Here is an 18,629-nt window from a genome sequence, read left to right as displayed (position 1 = left end):
GGCGTCGGCCTGGTAAGACGGTAATGAACAGAGCTGCAACGACTGGAGCGATCATTTCTCGGTTGCGTGACGGGATTCAAAATGAACGATTGACCTGAGAGCGGGCAGTAGTTCATCGACCATTTGGTCGTACACGGGATCGCTTTGACGATACGGATCAATGACATCTAGATCGCCTTCAAACTTGATGCGCGCCGCGTGTCGGGCTAGTTGCGCTGCCTTAAGTAAAGCAGCCCAACGTGTCTCCACAATCGTCGTATCGTTTCCCCTAGGTAACGTACCGTCTGGCAATGCAGACAATTCGGCCAACACAGCAGCGAATTCTCGAACGGTGTATGTACGCTTGAGGAGCCTTGGGCTCATTGCTACGATGCTCTTTCGATGCTCGTCGGTCAAGGCAAGTATGAGGTCGTTGCCTCTAATCGTGCTCTCGTTAAGCTGCCGAGCCACGAATCCATCGCTGCCGACCCCAACGTCATGCAACTTCATCGAGGAACGCTCATCCATTTGATGTCCAACCAAAGCATGGGATCCAGCGCTTCGAATCGTGAATGACTCAGGTGAGACACGATTTAGCTCGTTTTGTAGAAATAACTCGGCATAAGGCGACCGGCAAATATTACCAGTGCAGACTGTGAGGATATTGATCATGTCTCGATCATAGTCAAACTGCTTGGCCTTTCATCGAATGCAACTAGTGATCGGCTACAACCAAACCACGTGGGCATCCCGGTAGAGGACCTAGACCATACGAAGCCACGGCCGCTCCGCGCGAGGGGCGTCTTGCCCCGTCAGAAGCCGAATGTCCAAACCATTCATCAATTCCAGCTAAGATTGAGGTGAACCCTCATAGTCAATTCGACTGCGCGCAAATTTACCGGGAGCACTATCAGTGGAACAACTTGAAGAAAATGTAGCGGACGGCCCGGATCTGAGGCAATTTCTGCGTACGCTGCGCACGTTTTGGCGGAGCATCACCAGTGTCGTCCTGATTGCAGTTATCTGCGCCTTCGGTTGGACCTTTACTCAACAGCCTCTATATGCCGCGTCAGCTTCCGGTCTTGTAATTGCCAGTGGAGCGGACACCGCAGCATTGGCTCTGTCAGGCGACAGCCTGGCAAAGTCGAGAGCAATTAGTTACAAGAGCATTGCTGCGACTCGCACGGTCGCCGAACGCGTCCGAGAAGACCTGAAACTCGATGCAAGTGCCGAGCAGATTCTAGGACAGCTCGAAGTCGGATTACCTACCGGCACTGCCGAGGTGCGTCTAAGCATTACGAATTCCGACCCCGTCTTGGCGCAGAAAACCGCGAATGCCTGGGTCGATGCCCTTGCCGAACAAGTTACGGAAATTGAGTCCGGCTTTGCCGGAGGATCATCGAACGATGATTCAATAGTTCGCCTGGTTCCGCTTGTGGATGCCGAAGTTCCGACCGCCCCGGTTTCGCCCAACACGAAGCTCGCCATTGCTCTCGGTGCTGTGCTCGGGTTGGCATTCGGTGTCGGATATGCATTGCTTCGGCAGCATTTGGACCGTCGCGTTCGCTCCGTGGAGGACCTTGAGAAACTGGGCACCACGGTCATCGGCACCATCCCGTTGGACCCGCGATTGGTGAACAACCGCACGGTCGTCGACACAGGTGCCTTGGACCATGATGACCGAGCCTCCCATCCGTTTGCCGAAGCGCTACGTGAGCTGCGTACCAACCTCACGTACGTTGATGTCGACAAGCCAGCAAGAGTCATCCTCGTTACTTCCTCGGTTCCAGGCGAAGGCAAGTCTTCCGTCGCGGCGAACCTGGCGATCGCCATTGCATCCACCGGACGTCCAACGATTCTTATCGATGCAGACTTGCGCCGCCCAGTAGTGACCGACGTTTTCGGACTACCCGGGGGGGCAGGGCTCACCGACGTATTGAGTCACCACGCAACACTCGATGACGTCCTGCAGCCCTATGGACCTATTCCTTCGCTGTCGATTCTCGCGGCAGGCCGGATCCCACCAAATCCTTCGGAACTCTTGGGTTCCCAGGCAATGCTCACGTTGCTTGAGGACATGAGCCGGGATGCGTTGGTTCTTATCGATGCACCACCGCTTCTCCCCGTCACCGATGCGGCAGTATTGAGCAACTTCGTCGACGGGGTTCTGGTTGCTGTCAAGGCGGACTCGACCTCCACCGATGAAGTTGCAAAGTCGTTGAGCAACTTGCACAAGGTAGGGGCACGGGTTCTGGGATTCGTCCTGAACCAGGTGCCGACCAAGGGAGCGCGCGCAGCCAACTACGGCTACTACGGGCAGTACTACTACGCTTCTGAGGAACCGCAGGCAGACGCGACGAAGAAGGCCAAGCCGAGCCGTCGCCTAAAAAATGCGGTTCCTGTGCAGGCACCCATGCGCACGGTGGAGCCACAGACTGCGACCTTTGGTCACGTGGACGGCAACGCTTCAGAGGCTACGTATATACCCGCGGACGCGGAATTCGATGACGTGCTCACTTCGCGAGCCGGGATGCGCCATCTGAGACGCTAGACCTTCCAAACTAAACCGCTCGTATCCAGCCACCATGGCCGGATACGAGCGGTTTCCTGTTTCATCAGAAGAACGTCGCGTATCTCAGAGGTGGCGTTTCACCGCGGGGTAGTACCCCTTGAGGTAACCGGTAGCGGTGGGGTGAAGATTGAATGGATCATTCAGACCAGCCGGTAGCACCTGGTTGAAGTAGATCCATGGTTTGTTTGCGCCGAGACCATGGTTGTTGAATGCCCCGGTGACCGAAACGAACTTGGCACTGGTACGCTTCGTGGCCTTCTTGATGGCCAGGTTGAGCGCATCTCCCAATCGATTCAGTTGCGTTGCGCGCTTGGCGGTGATGAACTGCTGGTCCCCGTTCGAGGTGGTGAAGAGTCGCGGGTAGCCAAGAACCAGGATCTTGCCGCGGGTGGCGGCGTCAAGCGTGCGCAGGGTCTGGTGCGCGGATGCCCCGATCGTTGGAATGGCCAGATTTCCCAGGCGCAAGGCACCATCGCAGGCAGCATCGCTTCCCAGCGTGCTGCAGGCCGTGACGAGCCCTCTGATATCGAGGTCGTTGGCGCCCAGGGTGAGGGTTACCAATTCGGCACCGGCCAGGTAGGGCGTCAGCAGCGGCACAGTACCGGCGATTTGGACCGTGGTGAGGCCGGCACAGGCGGCATTGGCGGTGAGGTTGACCCTGGGTCGCGCGTCCAACGCCGTGACGTGAGTTGGTCCGCTTCCCTGGAGGCAGCCGGGCGGCATCATCGGGTTTTGGGTCAGGGTTCCTGAACCGAAGCCGGCGGAATACGAGTCCCCAAGATTGACGTAATCAGTGACCTTGGACTGGGTCTTTGTTTGGGAGGCCGTGGCGGTGGCCGGCGCGATGCCGGTGAACGTGAGGGCAAGCGCCGCGGCGCCGATGCCCAACGTGGTGAGGAAACGAAATTGTCTTCTGCGAGCCATGAAGATTGAACCTGTCTCAAGATGGCGGTGCACGGTGGGGCACACCGGATCAAGCCCGAATGCACGGGCGGCAAGTGACGCACACGTGTGTCCCCGTGCACGTGGGTGGTCCAACCCCAAGGTCTCGCCACAATCCGACCCCCCCAAAGTGAGGATTGGTTCAGCTGCCGGCGGGCCAGAAAGAACTGGTCCGCACGTATTGCCAATCGTAAGCGCCGTGGTTCACGGAGAACAGGCTTGCGGGGGAGTCAGGTACGCCGGCATTGAGCAACGCCAGCCACTGTGGACCCTGGGTGAGCTCGCACCAGAGTGAACGGCGTGTGGCTGCCAGACCTGCTCCGAAACCGAAATCTTAGAGAGGCAGTGCCGAGCGGATCGGCCAGTCCTGGCCCTCGAGGATGACCTGCGCACAGCTGCCGGTGTCGGCGTTGAACACCAGGGGAGCGAAGAGGTTGACGGTGGCTTGGTGGTCGGAGGTATTCACGATCACCAGGACGCCTCTAGAGCCCTGCTCCGGGTCTCCCACCAGTGCCATTTGTTCATTGGTGAAGACGGGTTTGTAGTCGGTCAGGTGCAGGGCCGCATCCAACACGAAGAGGCGAAGCCCGGCAGCCTGGGGAGAGGACAACGCGTACAGCCCCAGGGCACCCTCCACGGGCTCGAGTGACAAAGTGGTGGCTTCGGGGAATCCGGGCAGGGCCGCTGCCGGAACCAATACGCGGCTCATCGCAGGAAGTCCATCAGTGAGGGCTGCAAGGTGCGCGAAGCCGCGGACAAGGCCGCCTGGTAGGCAACCTCCTGGGTCTTGAGTTCCAGGATGACCGAACCCAGATCGATGTCCTCGATCCCGCTGCGCCGCGCCTCCAGTGCGACGGAGTCCGAGAGCAACGCATCATCGGCGGCCAGCACTGAAGCGTGGCTTGCGCCGATGGTTGCCTGGGAACCAAGGACCTTTTGCAAGCCCGAATCGACTTCGCCGATTCGGGAGGAAATATTGGTGCCCGCGCGCAGATCAGCGGCGATGTTCTTGATCAGTTGAAACACGCTTGCGCTTCCCTCTCCAAATACCTGGGCGCCGTCGGCATCGACACGGACGCTTGAGTTCGTTCCGATGCGGCGTTCCACGCCGTTGGTGCCGGAGAATCCATAGGAACTGTCCACTGCACTGGCTTTGTCGGATGTTCCGGCAAAGACGTGACGACCCATGAACTGGGTGTTTGCCGTATTGAGCAGGGCATCGTGCAGTTGGTCGAGTTCCAGCGCGATGGCTTCCTTGGCATCCGGGTTCAGAGCGCCGTCGTTGGCCCCCTTGACCGTGAGGTCGCGAACCTGCTGGAGGATGTCGGTGGCGGATGTCAGCGCCTGGTCCGTGGTGGAGAGCCAGCCATTGGCATCCTGAACGTTGCGGGAGAACTGCTCGTTCTGGCGTTGCTGCGTACGCAGTGCCATGACGTTGGCGGTGCCGGCGGGATCATCGCTGGGCCGGCCGATTTCCTTGTGGGTGCCGGCCTTGTTCTGGACGGTGGCGAGCCGGTTCATGGCGGCCTGCAGGTTGCGCTCGGTGTTGGTGGTCAGCGATGCGGTGGTGATTCGAGTCATGGGCCTTCTCCTTTATCGTCCAACGAGCCCGGTGCGATTGATGAGTGTGTCAAGCATTTCATCAATGGCGGTCATGACCCGTGCGGCGCCCTGGAAGGCGTGCTGGTTGGCAATCAGGGCAACATTTTCCTCATCGATGGAAACAGCGGAGACCGATTGCTGCGCGTTGACGGCGCCGGCAGCGGCAACGGCGGACGAGACTGCCTGTTGCGCCTCGGACTTGGTAGCGGTTCCGATCTTGATGACCATATTGGCCCAGAGCGCGTCGGGACCGTCGGGGGAGCCGCCCAGCTTGGACATTTCCGTTGCGTTGGAGCCGTCGAGCGCGCCACCGTTGGTGCCGACGGTGGCAAGGTCCTTGGCCCCTGTGGCCAACACCGTCAGCGAGCGTGCCGGATTGTTGGAATCGGTGATTCCAAAGAACGGGGGACCGGGATTGCCGTCCACCGTTTTGCCGTTGGCCTGCGCCGCGTTGACGGTGGTGGCCAGCTTCTCTGCAATGACGTCCAGCGACTTGGCTGCCTCGGCCAGCGGTCCGCCGGTTCCAGCATCATCGGCCGGTGCGAGAAGGGAAACAGTGCCGGCGATGCGGCCTGCCTGCAGGGCCACGGGCTGTCCCGGGCGGTGGGCCCACTGCAGCGCCGGGGCCGTGCCGCCAGCGAACGTAGCCGACCCGGTGACCTCCAACGGGCGCACCGTGGAGCCGGTGACCAAGGCGTTGCCATCGATCAAGACGTCCACGGTGCCATCGGGCAGTTCGCGAACCGTCGCGCCGGAAAGTTCCGAGATGGTTTGCGTGAGTACGGCACGCTGGTCCAGCAAGGCGTTGGGCGCCCCGCCTGCCGCGACCGCGGAACGAATTTGGGCATTGAGTCCGGCGATGGTGCTTGCCGCGCTGTTGACGTCATTGACCATGGTGTCCAGGGACTGGCGTTGGGCTGACCATTGGTCGGTTACTTCGGTGTGGGACTGGCCGATGCGGTTAACCACCGCCTTGGCCCGCTCCAGCAGGACGGCTGCGGGGGAGGACTCGCCTGGCTGGTTGGCCACGTCTTCCCAGCCGGCCCAGAAGTCATTGAGCAGTGATGACAGGCCGTTCTCGCCTGGTTCCCGCAGGATTCCCTCGAGGTTTGTCAGGCCCTCGGCACGGGTGTCGGACTGCGCGGCCAGGGCCACGGTCCCGCGCACGCGGGCATCCAGGTGCGCGTCGGCGAGCCGGGCGATGCCGGTGAGCACCACTCCCTGGCCAACGCCGGGGCGCGAAGCGAGCAAGCCGGTGGAAGCGACGGAACCTGCAGAGACGAAGTCGGCCCGCTGCCGTGTGTAACCCGCGGTGCCCACATTGGCCAGGTTGTTTCCGGCAGTCTCCATGGCGAGGCGCGCCGCGTTGAGGCCGGACATGGCCGTATTCAGTCCGCTGAACGTACTCATGTCAGTTCCCTATAGATTCGTGTCGATGATATGTGCACCGGAATTGTGTCCCGCCGATGTTCCGGAAGGACCATATAGCGAAGTGTCCTCACCAAGGTTCGCCAGCGTTTCCTGTGTGGAGCGGTAGGCCGCCCGCAGATACTGTTCGTTGGCGTCCCGTAGTCGGGTGATTTCAGCCGTGGTGTTCCGCAGCGCAGTCAGGTGGGCGGTGAGGATCTCATTCCATGGACCAGGAGGCGCAGCCTCAATGATCCGGCTCAAGGGTGAAGCCGCGTCAATTCCCCAAGTGGATGCCAGCTGTGACGCTTCCAAGGCGCGCGCAAGACCGGCGGCGTGGACCTTCTCGAGAATGTTCTCGATCTCCCGCGTCGCCAGCGGTATCCATTGCGACTTCCCGGAGACCAACAACAAGTGCTCTTCCTCCAACTTGAAGTGAAGCAACTCGAGTAGTTCCCGTTCTTTCCACAACAGGGCCGAAAGCTCATTGGTTCCCATGTATCCATCTCTCCAGACTGTTGTGCCCCCAAATATCCCCAGTTATTCCAGTCTATCGGCCGGTCCAAAGTGAACGTTAGTTGTACAACTTCAAATTGGGGTGCTTTCAAGTCCGCTTTTTGGGGATATTCGGGCTATTATCTTCGTTGGGGAAATTGTTTTTTTGGGGAAAACACACGTGGCCAGTAGCAATAGCTCTTGGCTTGATCATCACTCAAATTGACAAGGACGATCCGGGTGGAGCGACAGGCACGCAACCAGTTGGTTTTAGAGAACCTTCCCCTAGTCGGATATCTGGCAGCGGAATTGTGCGCCAAAGCGACCCATCTTTCCCGTGAAGACCTCGCATCGGTGGGTGCCATCGCACTCATTACCGCGGCTGACGCCTTCGACGATTCCCTAGGAGTTCCCTTCGGTGCCTACGCGCGCCGGCGCATTCTCGGGGCATTCGCGGATGACATGCGCTCCAATGACTGGGCCACCCGCGGGGCGCGGAAGAAAATCACGGAAACGCGTACGGTCCAGGAATCCCTGACCGCAGCATTGGGCCGAACCCCCACCGTTTCCGAGCTTTCCGAAGCCCTCGGCATGGACCAGGCATCAACCCTTGCGACCTTGAGCGATTCGGCCCGCACGGTCGTATCGATCGATGACACCATGAATGACTACCTGGCATCAGGCTCCGAGACGCCCGAAGAGGCTTTGCTGGAGACCGAGCACACCAAGGTAATCCGGGATGCCGTTGCCGCGTTGCCGGAGAGCCTGCGTGTCATCATCGAGCGCATCTATTTTGCCGGCTCAACGGTGAAGGAGCTTGCTGCCGAAATGGGTGTTACCCATTCGGCGATCTCCCAGCGCCGCACCACCGCCATGAAGCTGCTTCATGAAGGTCTGCAAACGCGCTATGTCCCGGAACAGGCACCCGCACCGGAAACCGCCATGACCCGGGCCGCGACCCAACGACGCGAGCTTTACCTGAAGGAATTTGGCCAGCGGGTGTCCGGCGGGATCGTGCGCATGGCTGGCAGCGCGGTGTCGCCAACGGCTTAGCCGGGTCCGAGCGAAATTTTTCTCCGGTTTGCTAACAAACCCAGGTGGGTTGCCGATAGTCGGTGATTGAGGTCCACGGACGGACCTCGTTACAGACACCCGTCTCACGGAGGAATTCACCATGGGTATGCAGATCAACACCAACATCGCGGCGCTCAACGCTCACCGCAACCTGACCAGCACGCAGAACGACCTTTCCAAGTCGCTGGAGAAGCTCTCCTCCGGCCTGCGCATCAACCGCGCAGCCGACGATGCAGCAGGTCTGGCAATCTCCGAGGGCCTGCGCTCGCAGGTCAACGGCCTCACCGTTGCAGCCCGCAACGCCCAGGACGGCATCTCGGTCATCCAGACCGCTGAAGGCGCCCTGACCGAGGTCCACTCCATCCTGCAGCGCATGCGTGACCTTGCTGTCCAGGGTGGTAACGACTCGAACAACGCCGATTCACGTGCAGCCATCAAGGGTGAAGCGGATGCGCTCGGCTCCGAGCTTTCGCGTATCTCGGAATCCACCAACTTCAATGGCATCAACCTGTTCCAGGGTGGCGCAATCGCCGGACCGGCTTCTCTCGCCTTCCAGGTAGGCGCCGAAGGTGATGCAGCATCGCAGATCTCGGTTTCACTCGACAGCCTGGCAACTTCACTCTCGGGCGTCGTGACCATGACCGGTGGCACTGTCTCGACCGCGGCCGCCGGATTCCTCGTCACCGATGCCACCGCGGCACAGACGACCATCGAAGCGATCGACGTGGCAATCAAGAACGTATCCACCTCGCGTGCCGATCTTGGTGCCAACCAGAACCGCTTCGAGTCGGCCATCAACACCCTCAATGTTTCCCGCGAGAACCTGCAGGCTGCAGAGTCCCGCATCCGCGACGTTGACATGGCTTCCGAAATGGTTAGCTTCACCCGCTCGAACATCCTGTCCCAGGCCGGAACCGCCATGCTCGCGCAGGCCAACCAGGCCAACCAGGGCGTGCTGCAGCTTCTCGGCTAAGCTTTTAGGGCGTTTTTGGCAACTGGCTTTCCCGGGCAGTGAAGATGTCCGGGAACGCGCCAAGCCGCAAACGATCTCCCGTGGCAGGCATCGGCTCTCCGAGTCACTTGCCTGCCGCGGGAGATTTGCGGTATCCACACCATAGGTAGAAGCGGAGAAAACATGGGCCTGGCACTCGACGGACTCGCCAGCGGGCTGGACACCACGGCATTGATCAAATCCCTCATGCAGGTGGAGGCGATCCCGCAGAACATCCTGAAAAACAAGGTCAGCGTGACCCAGACCATGGTGTCGGCCCTACAGGCGCTCAACACCCGCGTCGCGGACCTCGCAACTCTGACCACGAAACTGGCCAAGCCCGAATCGCTGCAGCTTTTCAGCACCTCGGGAAGCTCCGAGGGACTGACCGTAACGACCACCGCCGGCGCAAGCGCGGGATCCCTGGACCTCACGGTGACCAAGCTGGCCCAAAGTCAGCTCCAGGTCTCCGATCCGGTCACCGAATGGACCGAATCCAGCTTCTCCATCACCGCCGCCGACGGCACCGAAACGCTCATCACGGCACCATCGAATTCACTCGATGACATCGTCACGGCAGTCAATGCCTCGGATAGCGGCGTGCAGGCGGCCAAGGTTTCCGCCGGCAAGGACGCAAACGGCGTGGACCAATACCGGGTCCAATTTTCCTCCGGCGACTCAGGTGCCGCGAACTCCTTTACCATTTCCGGGACCGCAGTTCCGATGACGGAAATCCGCGCGGCACAGGACGCCGAGGTCAAGCTCTGGGCCGGAACCGCCGCCGAGCAATCCGTTAGCTCCACGACCAACACCTTCGCCTCCCTCTTGCCGGGCGTCGATGTCACCGTCTCCAAGGTTTCCACCGAACCAGTCACCGTGTCCGTGGAGCGCGACGGCGAAGCCACCTCCAAGGTTGCCTCGGACCTGGTGGATTCCCTCAATGGCCTCTTCAATTTCATTGCTACGAACTCGGCGGTCACTTCCGGAACCGGCGGTGCCACGAAGGGCATGATCTTCACCGGTGACAGCACGGCGCGGATGGTGAAGCAGCGGGTGATGGATGCGGCGATCTCGCCGATTGACGGCAGGTCGCCTTCCGAGATCGGCATCTCCATCACCAAGGACGGCAAGCTCGAGTTCGATGCGGAAAAGTTCTCCCAGGCCCTTGCCGAGGATCCTGCCCGGGTCGAAACGGTGCTGCAGACCATCTCTTCCCGGGTCTCCGCGGTGTCGACGGACATGTCCGACAAATACGACGGGGTCATCACCTCCCGGATCAAAGGCCAGGAATCGGTCGTGACCCGTCTTGATGACCAGATCTCGGACTGGGACCGGCGCCTGGACAGTCGGGAAGCCACGCTCAAGCGGATCTACTCGGCTCTCGAAGTTCAAATGAGCAATCTCAATTCACAATCGTCGTATCTTGCCTCTCAATTGGCCTCGCTCCCGACAACGCAGAAGCAGTCATGATGAACCCCGCCCAGAAACTTGCCCAACTCAATCGCGAAGCAATCCTTTCGGCCAGCCCGGCGCGCCTTCTCACCATGCTTTACGATCGCCTGTTGGTGGACCTGAACCGCGCTGAAGCTGCGCAACTCGCAGCGGACTGGTCAATGGCCTCGGAAAACCTGGTGCATGCCCAGGCCATCATTTCCGAACTGGTCTCAAGCCTGAACTCCGAGGCCTGGTCGGGGGCACCCGCGCTGCACAGCATCTATGCCTTCGCCACCCAGTTGCTCATTGATGCGAACGTCAAGCGCGACCCCGCGTTGACGCGACAGGCCATCGGCATCATGGAGCCGCTGCGACAAACCTGGCACGAGGCCGCATCCGCCCCGGCCGCCGCCAGCACCGGTGGCGTCCACATTGGCTAGTCAGCCCGAATCCGCCGGGCACTCGACCCCATGGGAACGTTTCCTCGCAGGTCTCGAGGACCAGGTGGCCCAACTGCGAGAATCTTGCGCGGATGATGCCTCCCTGCTCGAGCTGCCCGACACTTCATGGAGCCCGCCGGCCGGCATCGGCGACTTGCCACCGGAGCTTGCCCCACGGGCGCGAGCGATACTTGCGAAAATGGATTCGCTCACCCCGGTCCTGGGGGAACGGCGCGACGAAGCCGCACGGCAGCTCCGTGCCGTTTCATCGGTTCCACGAGATTCGGCAGTGACCTCCGTTTACCTGGATTCCGTCGGATAACCCAAACAGCTAACGGCAAACGACCGGTAGCCGATTGTCTATTTTGAGCACGGATAGCTCACTTCCTTTTGAGCCCACGGATGGGCCACGAAACGACCTTGGAGCGATTCGTCGTGTTCAATTCCGTCACGTCCATGGCGATCGAAAGTGCCCTGGATGGCCTGGCACTGCGCCAGCGTGCCATCGCCAACAACATCGCCAACGTCAACACCCCCGGCTACCACGCCCGCCGCGTTGAGTTTGAATCGGCCCTGGCAAAGTCGGTGGCCGAAGGCAACGGCCAGGCCACTGCGTCCACCTCCGCATCCCTGGAGCCCACACGTCTCGACGGATCCAACGTCAATCTGGACACCGAGACGCTCTCGAACATCGATACCGTGTTGCGCTACCAATTCGCCACGCAGGCCGCCTCCGGGCCGTTCAACTCCATCCGCACCGCCCTTCGGAGCAACTAATGCTTGACGCCATCGGAATCGCCGGCAGCGCACTGACCGTGCACCGCAAATGGCTTGACGCCGTCTCCGACAACCTGGCCAATGCGAACACCGCCACTGCCACCGACGGCGAAGCCTTCCGGGCCCGCTACGTCTTGGCCCAGGCCGGTGCCGAGAACACCGGCGTGTATGTCGCGGGTGCGGAGTTCGGGGACGCCGAGGGGCGCATCGTGCACGAACCGGACCACCCCTTGGCGGACGAGGAAGGCAATGTCCGCTACCCGGATATCGACATGTCCGAGCAAATGGGATCCCTGATCATGGCCCAGCGTGGCTACCAGGTCAACGCCGCGGTTGTGGACCGCGCCAAGGAAACATACCAGGCAGCACTGCAGATCGGACGCAACCAGTAATGGCCTTCGAAATCGGCCCCGTCGCGAGCGTCAGCCCCACCCTGCCCACCGGATACCTGAAGCCGGCCGGTGCATCCGCCACCGACGGCTCGGCTTTTGCCAATGCCCTGGGAGGAGCCGTGGACCAGGTCCAGTCCCTGCAGGCCACCTCCAATGATCTTTCCATCAAGGCCGTGACCGGGGACCTGACGGATATCCATGCCGCCACCCTCGCCTCGACTCGTTCTGCAGTAGCCCTGGAGATGGTTTCCACCTTCCGCAACCGTGGAGTTGAGGCCTTCAACGAGATCATGAGGATGCAAGCCTAGTGGCCAACGTTCCAGCCCCGCTGGCGAAGGCCGCGGATGCCGTGCGCGGCTTCAGCCTGGCACAACGCACCATTGCCTTGATCGGCATCGCCGTCCTGGCCTTGGGAACCATTGCCTTGGTTTCCTTCATGAGCCAGCCCAAGCTGACACCGTTGTTCACGGGCCTTGCCCCGGAAGACGCCGCCGGTGTCGTAGAACAATTGAAGGCCGATTCGGTTCCCTATGAACTTACCGGGGGAGGGGGCACCATACTGGTGCCCGAGGCCAATGTCTACGACTCGCGTCTCAAGGCCGCAGCTGCCGGGCTGCCCACAGCCGGCACCAGTGGATACTCCCTGCTCGATGACATGGGCGTGACTTCCAGCGAATTCCAGCAGTCCGTCACCTACAAGCGGGCGCTCGAAGGCGAACTGGCCAGCACCATCCAGGCCATGGACGGGGTCAACCTTGCCTCGGTCAAGCTTGCCATTCCGGAGCAAACCGTTTTCGTGGATTCCAAGACCAACCCCACCGCCTCGATCTTTGTCGAAACCAAGCCCAACGTGACCCTGGGCAACGACCAGGTCCAGGCCATCGTGCACTTGACCTCCGCGGCCGTTGACGGGCTCAAGGCCGAGGACATCTCCGTCGTGGATTCGACGGGCAAATTGCTTTCCGCCGCAGGTGTCGGGTTGACCGGCGGCGCCGAAAAGCAAGCTGCCGACTACGAAACCCGCGTAGCCGGAGTCATCCAGGCCATGCTCGACCGCGTGGTCGGCCCGGGCAACGCCACGGTCGCCGTGGCAGCCGACCTGTCCCTGGAATCGGCGGAACGCACCGAGGAATCCTTCACCAACCCCGAAGGCGAACCCGCGCTGACCGAATCCGTCAAGGAAGAGGAATACGAGGGCAGTGGCGGGGCCGGCGCAGGCGTGCTGGGTCCAGACAACATTGCGGTGCCCGGCGGCGAGAACGGCGAGGGAACCTTCACCTCCACCGACAACCAACGCACCAATGCGGTGAACAAGGTGACCGAGAACCGCTTGATCCCCTCCGGCAACCTGAACCGGCAGAGCGTCTCGGTGGCCCTGAACTCGGCAGCCACCCAGGGCCTGAGCATCCCCGACATCACCCAGATGGTCAGCACCGCGGCAGGTATCGACGAGGCACGCAACGACACCGTCAACGTCTCGGTCGTGCCCTTCAACGCCGACGGCGCCGCAGCCGCGGAGGAAGCGCTCGCCGCCGCAGCCGCCGCGGAGGAGGCAGCCCGCACCGCGGAGCTCCAGCGCACCTTGATCATTGCCGGGGTCATTGGCCTGGCACTGATCCTTGCGGTGGTTTACGCACTCTATGTGAGGCGCAACAAGCAAAACCGCGAACCGGTGGACCTGGGCGAGTTCCGCGAATTCACGTCGCTGCCACCGGCACCGGCAGCAGCCGAGGTCGCGTCCCTTAACACCATGGCCATTAGCCAGGTTCCGACCCCCGAGCCCGTGGCTCCGTTGGTAACCCCACAACACATCAAACGTGAGCAACTGGCGGCACTTGCCGCCAGCGATCCAGCCGCGATGGCTGATTACCTGCGCACCGTGATGGACGATCGGAGCACCGAATGAAGCAGCCCCCGGCAACCGGGAATCTGACAGGCATACAGAAGGTTGCAGTATTGCTGATGCAACTCGAAACGCGCCAAGCGGCGGAAGTCATGCGACAGTTCTCTGAGTTCGAGGCAGATGAGATCGCTGCGGAAATCGTGCGCCTGAGCCGTGTTGAAGCCCAACAAGTCGAACATGCCATCAACGAGCTTCACGACCTGGCTACGGCCGGGAAACCGAATGCTCGTGGGGGTCGTGACACGGCCGCTAGCCTGTTGGAAGCATCTTTCGGGGCCGAGAAGGCCATGACCGTGATGAACCGTCTTTCCTCCACGATGGCGGGGATGACTTTTGAATTCCTTGAATCCACCGAACCAGCGCACATAGCCTCACTTCTCGACGGCGAACTGCCGCAAACCATCGCCTTGGTTTTGGCCCACTTGCGCCCCGAGGTGGCTTCCTCGGTGCTGGCAGGATTCGACTCTTCCCAACGCTCTGCCGTTGTCGTGGCTCTGGCCGCCATGGGTACCGCCGTGCCCGAAGCCGTGCGCGTGGTGGCCGAGGAACTGAAGAAGCGTACCGGATCCGTTATGGCCAGTCACGAACCCCTTCAGGCCGTCGGAGGCATCCAGCCGTTGGTGGACATTTTGAACCGCTCGAACATCGCGGTGGAAAAGGAAGTGCTCTCCTCGCTAGACGAGAGCGATCCCGAATTGGCCGAGGAAGTGCGCTCACGCATGCTGTCCTTCGCTGACCTTGTCAAGTTCGATCGCATCGACGTCCAGCGCGTTCTGCGCGGAGTCGACCCCACAACGTTGGCCCTTGCGCTCAAGGGTGTGTCGACCGACGTCGAAGATACCGTCCGGGGAAATATCTCGGAACGCACCAGAAGCATCCTAGATGCCGAAATATCTTCAATGGGAAAGGTGCGCATTTCGCTGGTGGAAGAGGCCCGCGCCGATATAGTTCAGACCATCCGGGCACTGGAAGCCAGCGGGGAAATAACGATCAAGCGTGCCGACAAGGACGACTATGTCCTATGAGCCAGTCACTTTCGAAACAGTGAAGTTCGGTGTACTGAATCCCTTATCTGACACCAGTAGCGACAGACTCAACTCGCAGGCTCACGGATACGCTACTGGTTACGCTCAGGGCATCCGAGCCGCCGAGGCCGTAGCGCGTACCCAGCGCGAAGTCTTGGCTCGCGCTGCCGCTGTAGGCCAATCTGCCCGGGACGAAGAACACGCCGCGGCTATCGCAGCGTTGCATGCCGCGGCCGCCGCCTTACATGCTTGCACGGTCCCTGTGCTGGAGCAGGCTTCCACCGTGATGGTGGAATCGGCGCTGCTGCTGGCCGAAAAAATCGTGGGTGCCGAATTGTCGAATCATCGCTTCGGGGCCAAGGCGGCACTCGATCGCGCCATGGACGGCGTTGATGCCCCCACCGTGCGTCAGGTTCGCATGAACCCGAAAGACTTGGAGCTGCTGGGCTTGGAAACCTTGCCGGGCACCGACATAGCTTTGATTCCCGACCCCTCGTTAATCCGTGGCGACGCGCTGACAGCCTTCGACGAGGGCTTCCTTGATGCGCGCATTGCAACCGCGCTTGAGCGGGCCCAAATCGCCCTGCGGAGGGCTGGCACATGAGCCTAGAAACGCAAACCTGGACCGGCCTTGACGCAGCACTCCTTGCGGCCGAGCCTGTGCGAATGGGAGTGGTGAGTTCGGTGGTCGGGTTGGGGCTTGAGGTTGCGGGCCTGAATGCGCCCTTGGGCACGGTGCTGGAGATCGGCGACGACAAGGTTGCCGCCGAAGTGGTTGCCGCGCGCCGGGACACCTTGCACTGCATGCCGCTGGGGCTGATGGATGACATCAGGGTCGGCGATTTCGTGCACAGCAGCGGATCGGCCGCCTACATTCCCGTCGGCACGGGACTGCTTGGCAGGGTGCTGGATGGGCTGGGCCAGCCCATTGACGGGCTTGGCCCGTTGGGGGAGCACACCCTGGTTCCCATGGAGCATCAGGCACCAGCGGCGCTGGAACGCAGCCGGATCACCACTCCGCTGCAGCTGGGGGTCCGCGCCATGGACACCCTCACCGCGGTGGGTGCCGGCCAGCGCATCGGGCTATTCGCCGGATCCGGAGTCGGCAAGTCCTCGCTGTTGTCCATGATTGCCCGTGGCACCTCGGCCCAGATCAATGTCATTGCCCTGGTGGGGGAGCGCGGGCGCGAGGTCAGGGAATTCCTTGAGGAAGACCTTGGAGCCGAGGGCCTGGCCCGCTCGATCGTCGTGGTGTCCACCGCCGACGAACCGGCGCGCATGCGCCTGCGGGCGGCCTTTGTGGCCACCCGCATTGCCGAGTCATTCCGCGAATCCGGTGCGCAGGTCCTGTTGATGATGGATTCCCTGACCCGTGTGGCCATGGCCCAGCGCGAAATCGGGCTTTCGGCCGGGGAACCTCCGGCAACGCGCGGCTACCCGCCTTCCACCTTCTCCCTGCTGGCCCGGCTGCTTGAGCGTGCCGGCACGTCCGCGACTGGTTCCATCACCGGGATCTACACCGTGCTGGTGGACGGGGACGACCACAACGAACCCATCGCCGATGCGACCCGTTCGCTGCTGGACGGGCACATAGTCCTGGATCGGAAACTGGCCATCTCCGGCCACTTCCCGTCCATTGACGCATTGGCCTCGGTTTCGCGCGTCGCCTCCCGGGTGACCAGCCTTGAACAGGCCGCCGCGGCCGGCACTCTGCGCAAGGTCATGGCCGCGCGCCGTGCCGTGCAGGACCTCTTGGATGTTGGTGCCTACCAGCGCGGAAGCAACCCGTTGGCGGACGCGGCTGTCGATCATGAAGCTGCCATCAACCGCTTCCTGCAGCAACGGCTCGAGGAGCCGGTGCCCAGCGGCCAATCCTGGGCCGAACTTCAATCATTGCTACGAACCATGGGAGTGTCCTGATGTCCAAGGGATTTGCGCTTTCGGGACTGCTGCGCCTTCGCGGACTGCAGGAAACCAAGGCGGCCGGAGACCTCGCCGCAGCCAACCGCAGCCTGCGCCAGCGGACCATGGAACGGAACGCCATGCGCGATGCCATGGCCGCTCCCGAGCGGGCACCGGTGGACAGCGAGACGCTGATGGCCTTGGTTGCCTCGCGTGCCTCAACGCGAGGCATGCTGCTGGAGCTGGACACCCTGGTTTCCAGCTTGGACGGGAAAGCCGAAGAAGCCCGGGAAACCCATGGCCAGGCCCGCAAGGAGCTCAAGGCCCTGGAAAAGCTGGCCGACCGCCATGAGGTGAGGGTACGTACCGAAGCCCTCTCCCGTGAACAATTGCTCCTTGACGACTTGGGTGCCACCAGCGCCTATGAAGGGAAGACACCGTGAGCTTTGACGGCATGGCAACTCGAATTGGCGCTATCCAATCGACACTGGCGCGCGTCAGCGGAACCCCGACACCCGCGAAGGACGAGGCATCGCCCGCCGGTTCCGCGAGTGCTGCTGCTTTGGCCGGCACCGTCCCGGGACTCGGTGCAACTCCGGGTGCACTGCCCACGACTCCCGCTGCGTTCACCCAGGCACTGCAACAGGCCATGGCACCTCCGGCGGCGGCAAGCCCTGTCACCGCGTCACCGGCACCTGTGCACTCACCTGCACCGGTGTCCGGTTCAGCAGTCGAAAAATCCAGGTCGGTGGGCAAGGAGCCTCCGGCAACGGCGGACGGCGTGGATGGCTCCGACGTGGTGCAGAACGCGAAGAAATACTTGGGTATCCCGTACGTGTGGGGCGGAAACAACCCCAAGATCGGCCTTGACTGCTCGTCCTTCGTGCAGCACACCTTCAGGGATTTGGGCGTGGAACTTCCCCGGGTAGCCCGGCAACAGGCCAAGGAAGGAACCGAGGTTCCCTCCTTGGCCAAGGCCAAGCCCGGCGACCTGATTGTCACCCGTGGGGGTGGCCATATTGGCATCTACCTGGGAGACAACAAGATGATCCATGCCCCGCGTCCGGGGGAAAGCGTGAGCATCCGGAAACTCTTTGAAACCGATGCCACGATCATGACCATTCGCCGCATTGTGCCCTCCGCAACCGCCGGGCCGGGCGAGGCCAAGACCCCTGCCGCCGCCACGGCCTCTGCCGCGACCCAGCAGGCCGAGCTCACCGCGGCAGCGCAGCGCGCTCTGTTCGCGACCGCGGTGAGTGGCGCATGATTCCCTTCCCGTCCACCCACTCCACACTGCCGGTATCCCCTGCGTCCTCGGCTTCCGCGAAATCCGCGGACCCGGGCGCCTCTCCTTCGGGTCAGTTCGCCGAGGTCTTTGCCTCCATGATTCCCGGCTCGCCTGTACCCGGTAACCCGGGTACACCTGTGGCGATCGGTGTGGGGGCAACAGATGCAGAACCGGCGAATCCAGAAAATGGGCAACTGGCAATCGACACCCCGGAAGCATCCCTAGTTTGCTCGCAGTCCTTGGAAACCGCCGCACCTGCTGCACGGACATCGAATACCTCAGCAGCGGATGCAGAGGCCGTGATGAACCAGCGGGCGCAGCATCCGGCACTGTCGGCTCATGCGGCGCCGCCCGCGGGATCCACAACGGTCACCAAAACCGGCAACGAGCAGGCGGCCGGTTCCAC

At 61.8% G+C, this 18,629-nt stretch carries 20 protein-coding genes; 14 read left to right on the top strand and 6 right to left on the bottom strand.

Features of this window, described 5'->3' with window-relative positions:
- Positions 1 to 51: 51 nt before the first annotated feature.
- On the bottom strand, positions 52 to 651 hold the full coding sequence (locus ABD687_RS06630; RefSeq protein WP_310292560.1) for an arsenate reductase/protein-tyrosine-phosphatase family protein: 600 nt from the start codon (positions 649 to 651) through the stop codon (positions 52 to 54).
- A 241-nt stretch (positions 652 to 892) separates the two neighbouring features.
- On the opposite strand from ABD687_RS06630, the gene ABD687_RS06625 reads away from it, so the two are divergent.
- Entirely contained in the window at positions 893 to 2,530 is a 1,638-nt protein-coding gene (locus ABD687_RS06625) for a tyrosine-protein kinase domain-containing protein (RefSeq protein ID WP_310292561.1), read from the top strand.
- Positions 2,531 to 2,614: 84 nt separating this feature from the next.
- Here the strand turns inward: ABD687_RS06625 and ABD687_RS06620 are convergent, their stop codons facing one another.
- The 5 genes from ABD687_RS06620 to ABD687_RS06600 all read right to left on the bottom strand — a co-directional run bounded on the left by ABD687_RS06620 (position 2,615) and on the right by ABD687_RS06600 (position 7,000).
- Positions 2,615 to 3,475: a GDSL-type esterase/lipase family protein gene (locus ABD687_RS06620; RefSeq protein WP_310292563.1), complete on the bottom strand. Its 861-nt coding sequence runs from the start codon at positions 3,473 to 3,475 to the stop codon at positions 2,615 to 2,617.
- Positions 3,476 to 3,827: 352 nt separating this feature from the next.
- On the bottom strand, positions 3,828 to 4,202 hold the full coding sequence (locus ABD687_RS06615) for a flagellar assembly protein FliW (protein WP_310292565.1): 375 nt from the start codon (positions 4,200 to 4,202) through the stop codon (positions 3,828 to 3,830).
- Entirely contained in the window at positions 4,199 to 5,074 is an 876-nt protein-coding gene (gene flgL / locus ABD687_RS06610; RefSeq protein WP_310292567.1) for a flagellar hook-associated protein FlgL, read from the bottom strand. Before flgL ends, ABD687_RS06615 begins: the two co-directional genes overlap by 4 nt.
- Positions 5,075 to 5,086: 12 nt before the next feature.
- A complete protein-coding gene (flgK, locus tag ABD687_RS06605; protein WP_310292569.1) occupies positions 5,087 to 6,505 on the bottom strand; it encodes a flagellar hook-associated protein FlgK in 1,419 nt (472 codons plus the stop codon).
- A 9-nt stretch (positions 6,506 to 6,514) separates the two neighbouring features.
- The gene (locus ABD687_RS06600) at positions 6,515 to 7,000 is read right to left on the bottom strand and encodes a flagellar protein FlgN (protein ID WP_310292571.1); all 486 of its coding nucleotides are present in this window, start codon (positions 6,998 to 7,000) and stop codon (positions 6,515 to 6,517) included.
- Positions 7,001 to 7,237: 237 nt separating this feature from the next.
- On the opposite strand from ABD687_RS06600, the gene ABD687_RS06595 reads away from it, so the two are divergent.
- The 13 genes from ABD687_RS06595 to ABD687_RS06535 all read left to right on the top strand — a co-directional run bounded on the left by ABD687_RS06595 (position 7,238) and on the right by ABD687_RS06535 (position 18,202).
- Positions 7,238 to 8,050, top strand: a complete 813-nt coding sequence (locus ABD687_RS06595; RefSeq protein WP_310292573.1) for a sigma-70 family RNA polymerase sigma factor — start codon at positions 7,238 to 7,240, stop codon at positions 8,048 to 8,050.
- Positions 8,051 to 8,171: 121 nt separating this feature from the next.
- Positions 8,172 to 9,044: a flagellin N-terminal helical domain-containing protein gene (locus ABD687_RS06590; protein ID WP_310292575.1), complete on the top strand. Its 873-nt coding sequence runs from the start codon at positions 8,172 to 8,174 to the stop codon at positions 9,042 to 9,044.
- A gap of 162 nt (positions 9,045 to 9,206) precedes the next feature.
- Positions 9,207 to 10,532: a flagellar filament capping protein FliD gene (gene fliD, locus ABD687_RS06585; protein ID WP_310292577.1), complete on the top strand. Its 1,326-nt coding sequence runs from the start codon at positions 9,207 to 9,209 to the stop codon at positions 10,530 to 10,532.
- Positions 10,529 to 10,936: a flagellar export chaperone FliS gene (gene fliS / locus ABD687_RS06580; protein WP_310292579.1), complete on the top strand. Its 408-nt coding sequence runs from the start codon at positions 10,529 to 10,531 to the stop codon at positions 10,934 to 10,936. Before fliD ends, fliS begins: the two co-directional genes overlap by 4 nt.
- A 435-nt stretch (positions 10,937 to 11,371) precedes the next feature.
- A complete protein-coding gene (flgB, locus tag ABD687_RS06575) occupies positions 11,372 to 11,713 on the top strand; it encodes a flagellar basal body rod protein FlgB (RefSeq protein WP_310293507.1) in 342 nt (113 codons plus the stop codon).
- Positions 11,713 to 12,105 carry a flagellar basal body rod protein FlgC gene (locus ABD687_RS06570; RefSeq protein WP_217389476.1) on the top strand — a complete coding sequence of 131 codons (393 nt, stop codon included), beginning with the start codon at positions 11,713 to 11,715 and terminating at the stop codon, positions 12,103 to 12,105. The genes flgB and ABD687_RS06570 overlap by 1 nt, the downstream gene beginning before the upstream one ends.
- Positions 12,105 to 12,413, top strand: coding sequence for a flagellar hook-basal body complex protein FliE (gene fliE / locus ABD687_RS06565; protein WP_310292581.1), 309 nt, complete (start codon positions 12,105 to 12,107; stop codon positions 12,411 to 12,413). Before ABD687_RS06570 ends, fliE begins: the two co-directional genes overlap by 1 nt.
- Positions 12,413 to 14,011 (top strand): flagellar basal-body MS-ring/collar protein FliF, encoded by a 1,599-nt coding sequence (fliF, locus tag ABD687_RS06560; protein ID WP_310292582.1) that lies wholly within the window; start codon positions 12,413 to 12,415, stop codon positions 14,009 to 14,011. The genes fliE and fliF overlap by 1 nt, the downstream gene beginning before the upstream one ends.
- Positions 14,008 to 15,033 carry a flagellar motor switch protein FliG gene (fliG, locus tag ABD687_RS06555; protein ID WP_217389479.1) on the top strand — a complete coding sequence of 342 codons (1,026 nt, stop codon included), beginning with the start codon at positions 14,008 to 14,010 and terminating at the stop codon, positions 15,031 to 15,033. The genes fliF and fliG overlap by 4 nt, the downstream gene beginning before the upstream one ends.
- A complete protein-coding gene (locus tag ABD687_RS06550) occupies positions 15,023 to 15,637 on the top strand; it encodes a FliH/SctL family protein (protein ID WP_310292585.1) in 615 nt (204 codons plus the stop codon). Before fliG ends, ABD687_RS06550 begins: the two co-directional genes overlap by 11 nt.
- Positions 15,634 to 16,953: a FliI/YscN family ATPase gene (locus ABD687_RS06545; RefSeq protein WP_310292587.1), complete on the top strand. Its 1,320-nt coding sequence runs from the start codon at positions 15,634 to 15,636 to the stop codon at positions 16,951 to 16,953. Before ABD687_RS06550 ends, ABD687_RS06545 begins: the two co-directional genes overlap by 4 nt.
- Positions 16,953 to 17,378, top strand: coding sequence for a flagellar export protein FliJ (locus ABD687_RS06540; RefSeq protein WP_310292589.1), 426 nt, complete (start codon positions 16,953 to 16,955; stop codon positions 17,376 to 17,378). The genes ABD687_RS06545 and ABD687_RS06540 overlap by 1 nt, the downstream gene beginning before the upstream one ends.
- A complete protein-coding gene (locus ABD687_RS06535) occupies positions 17,375 to 18,202 on the top strand; it encodes a C40 family peptidase (RefSeq protein WP_344760974.1) in 828 nt (275 codons plus the stop codon). The genes ABD687_RS06540 and ABD687_RS06535 overlap by 4 nt, the downstream gene beginning before the upstream one ends.
- The last annotated feature ends 427 nt before the right edge of the window (positions 18,203 to 18,629 follow it).

Origin of the sequence: Paeniglutamicibacter sulfureus (assembly GCF_039535115.1) — a bacterium.
In the GTDB taxonomy this organism is placed as follows: Bacteria; Actinomycetota; Actinomycetes; order Actinomycetales; family Micrococcaceae; genus Paeniglutamicibacter; species Paeniglutamicibacter sulfureus.
Note: the sequence above shows the minus strand (reverse complement) of the source record. Positions and strands in the feature narration are given on the sequence as shown.

Excerpts from the sequence above, each read along its gene's own strand:
- flgK (WP_310292569.1), bottom strand. The coding sequence starts at position 6,505 with ATGAGTACGTTCAGCGGACTGAATACGGCCATGTCCGGCCTCAACGCG.
- ABD687_RS06570 (WP_217389476.1), top strand. The coding sequence starts at position 11,713 with ATGCTTGACGCCATCGGAATCGCCGGCAGCGCACTGACCGTGCACCGC.
- ABD687_RS06630 (WP_310292560.1), bottom strand. The coding sequence starts at position 651 with ATGATCAATATCCTCACAGTCTGCACTGGTAATATTTGCCGGTCGCCT.
- ABD687_RS06550 (WP_310292585.1), top strand. The coding sequence starts at position 15,023 with ATGTCCTATGAGCCAGTCACTTTCGAAACAGTGAAGTTCGGTGTACTG.
- ABD687_RS06540 (WP_310292589.1), top strand. The coding sequence starts at position 16,953 with ATGTCCAAGGGATTTGCGCTTTCGGGACTGCTGCGCCTTCGCGGACTG.
- flgL (WP_310292567.1), bottom strand. The coding sequence starts at position 5,074 with ATGACTCGAATCACCACCGCATCGCTGACCACCAACACCGAGCGCAAC.
- ABD687_RS06615 (WP_310292565.1), bottom strand. The coding sequence starts at position 4,202 with ATGAGCCGCGTATTGGTTCCGGCAGCGGCCCTGCCCGGATTCCCCGAA.
- fliG (WP_217389479.1), top strand. The coding sequence starts at position 14,008 with ATGAAGCAGCCCCCGGCAACCGGGAATCTGACAGGCATACAGAAGGTT.
- fliE (WP_310292581.1), top strand. The coding sequence starts at position 12,105 with ATGGCCTTCGAAATCGGCCCCGTCGCGAGCGTCAGCCCCACCCTGCCC.
- fliS (WP_310292579.1), top strand. The coding sequence starts at position 10,529 with ATGATGAACCCCGCCCAGAAACTTGCCCAACTCAATCGCGAAGCAATC.
- ABD687_RS06620 (WP_310292563.1), bottom strand. The coding sequence starts at position 3,475 with ATGGCTCGCAGAAGACAATTTCGTTTCCTCACCACGTTGGGCATCGGC.
- ABD687_RS06600 (WP_310292571.1), bottom strand. The coding sequence starts at position 7,000 with ATGGGAACCAATGAGCTTTCGGCCCTGTTGTGGAAAGAACGGGAACTA.
- ABD687_RS06590 (WP_310292575.1), top strand. The coding sequence starts at position 8,172 with ATGGGTATGCAGATCAACACCAACATCGCGGCGCTCAACGCTCACCGC.
- ABD687_RS06545 (WP_310292587.1), top strand. The coding sequence starts at position 15,634 with ATGAGCCTAGAAACGCAAACCTGGACCGGCCTTGACGCAGCACTCCTT.
- fliD (WP_310292577.1), top strand. The coding sequence starts at position 9,207 with ATGGGCCTGGCACTCGACGGACTCGCCAGCGGGCTGGACACCACGGCA.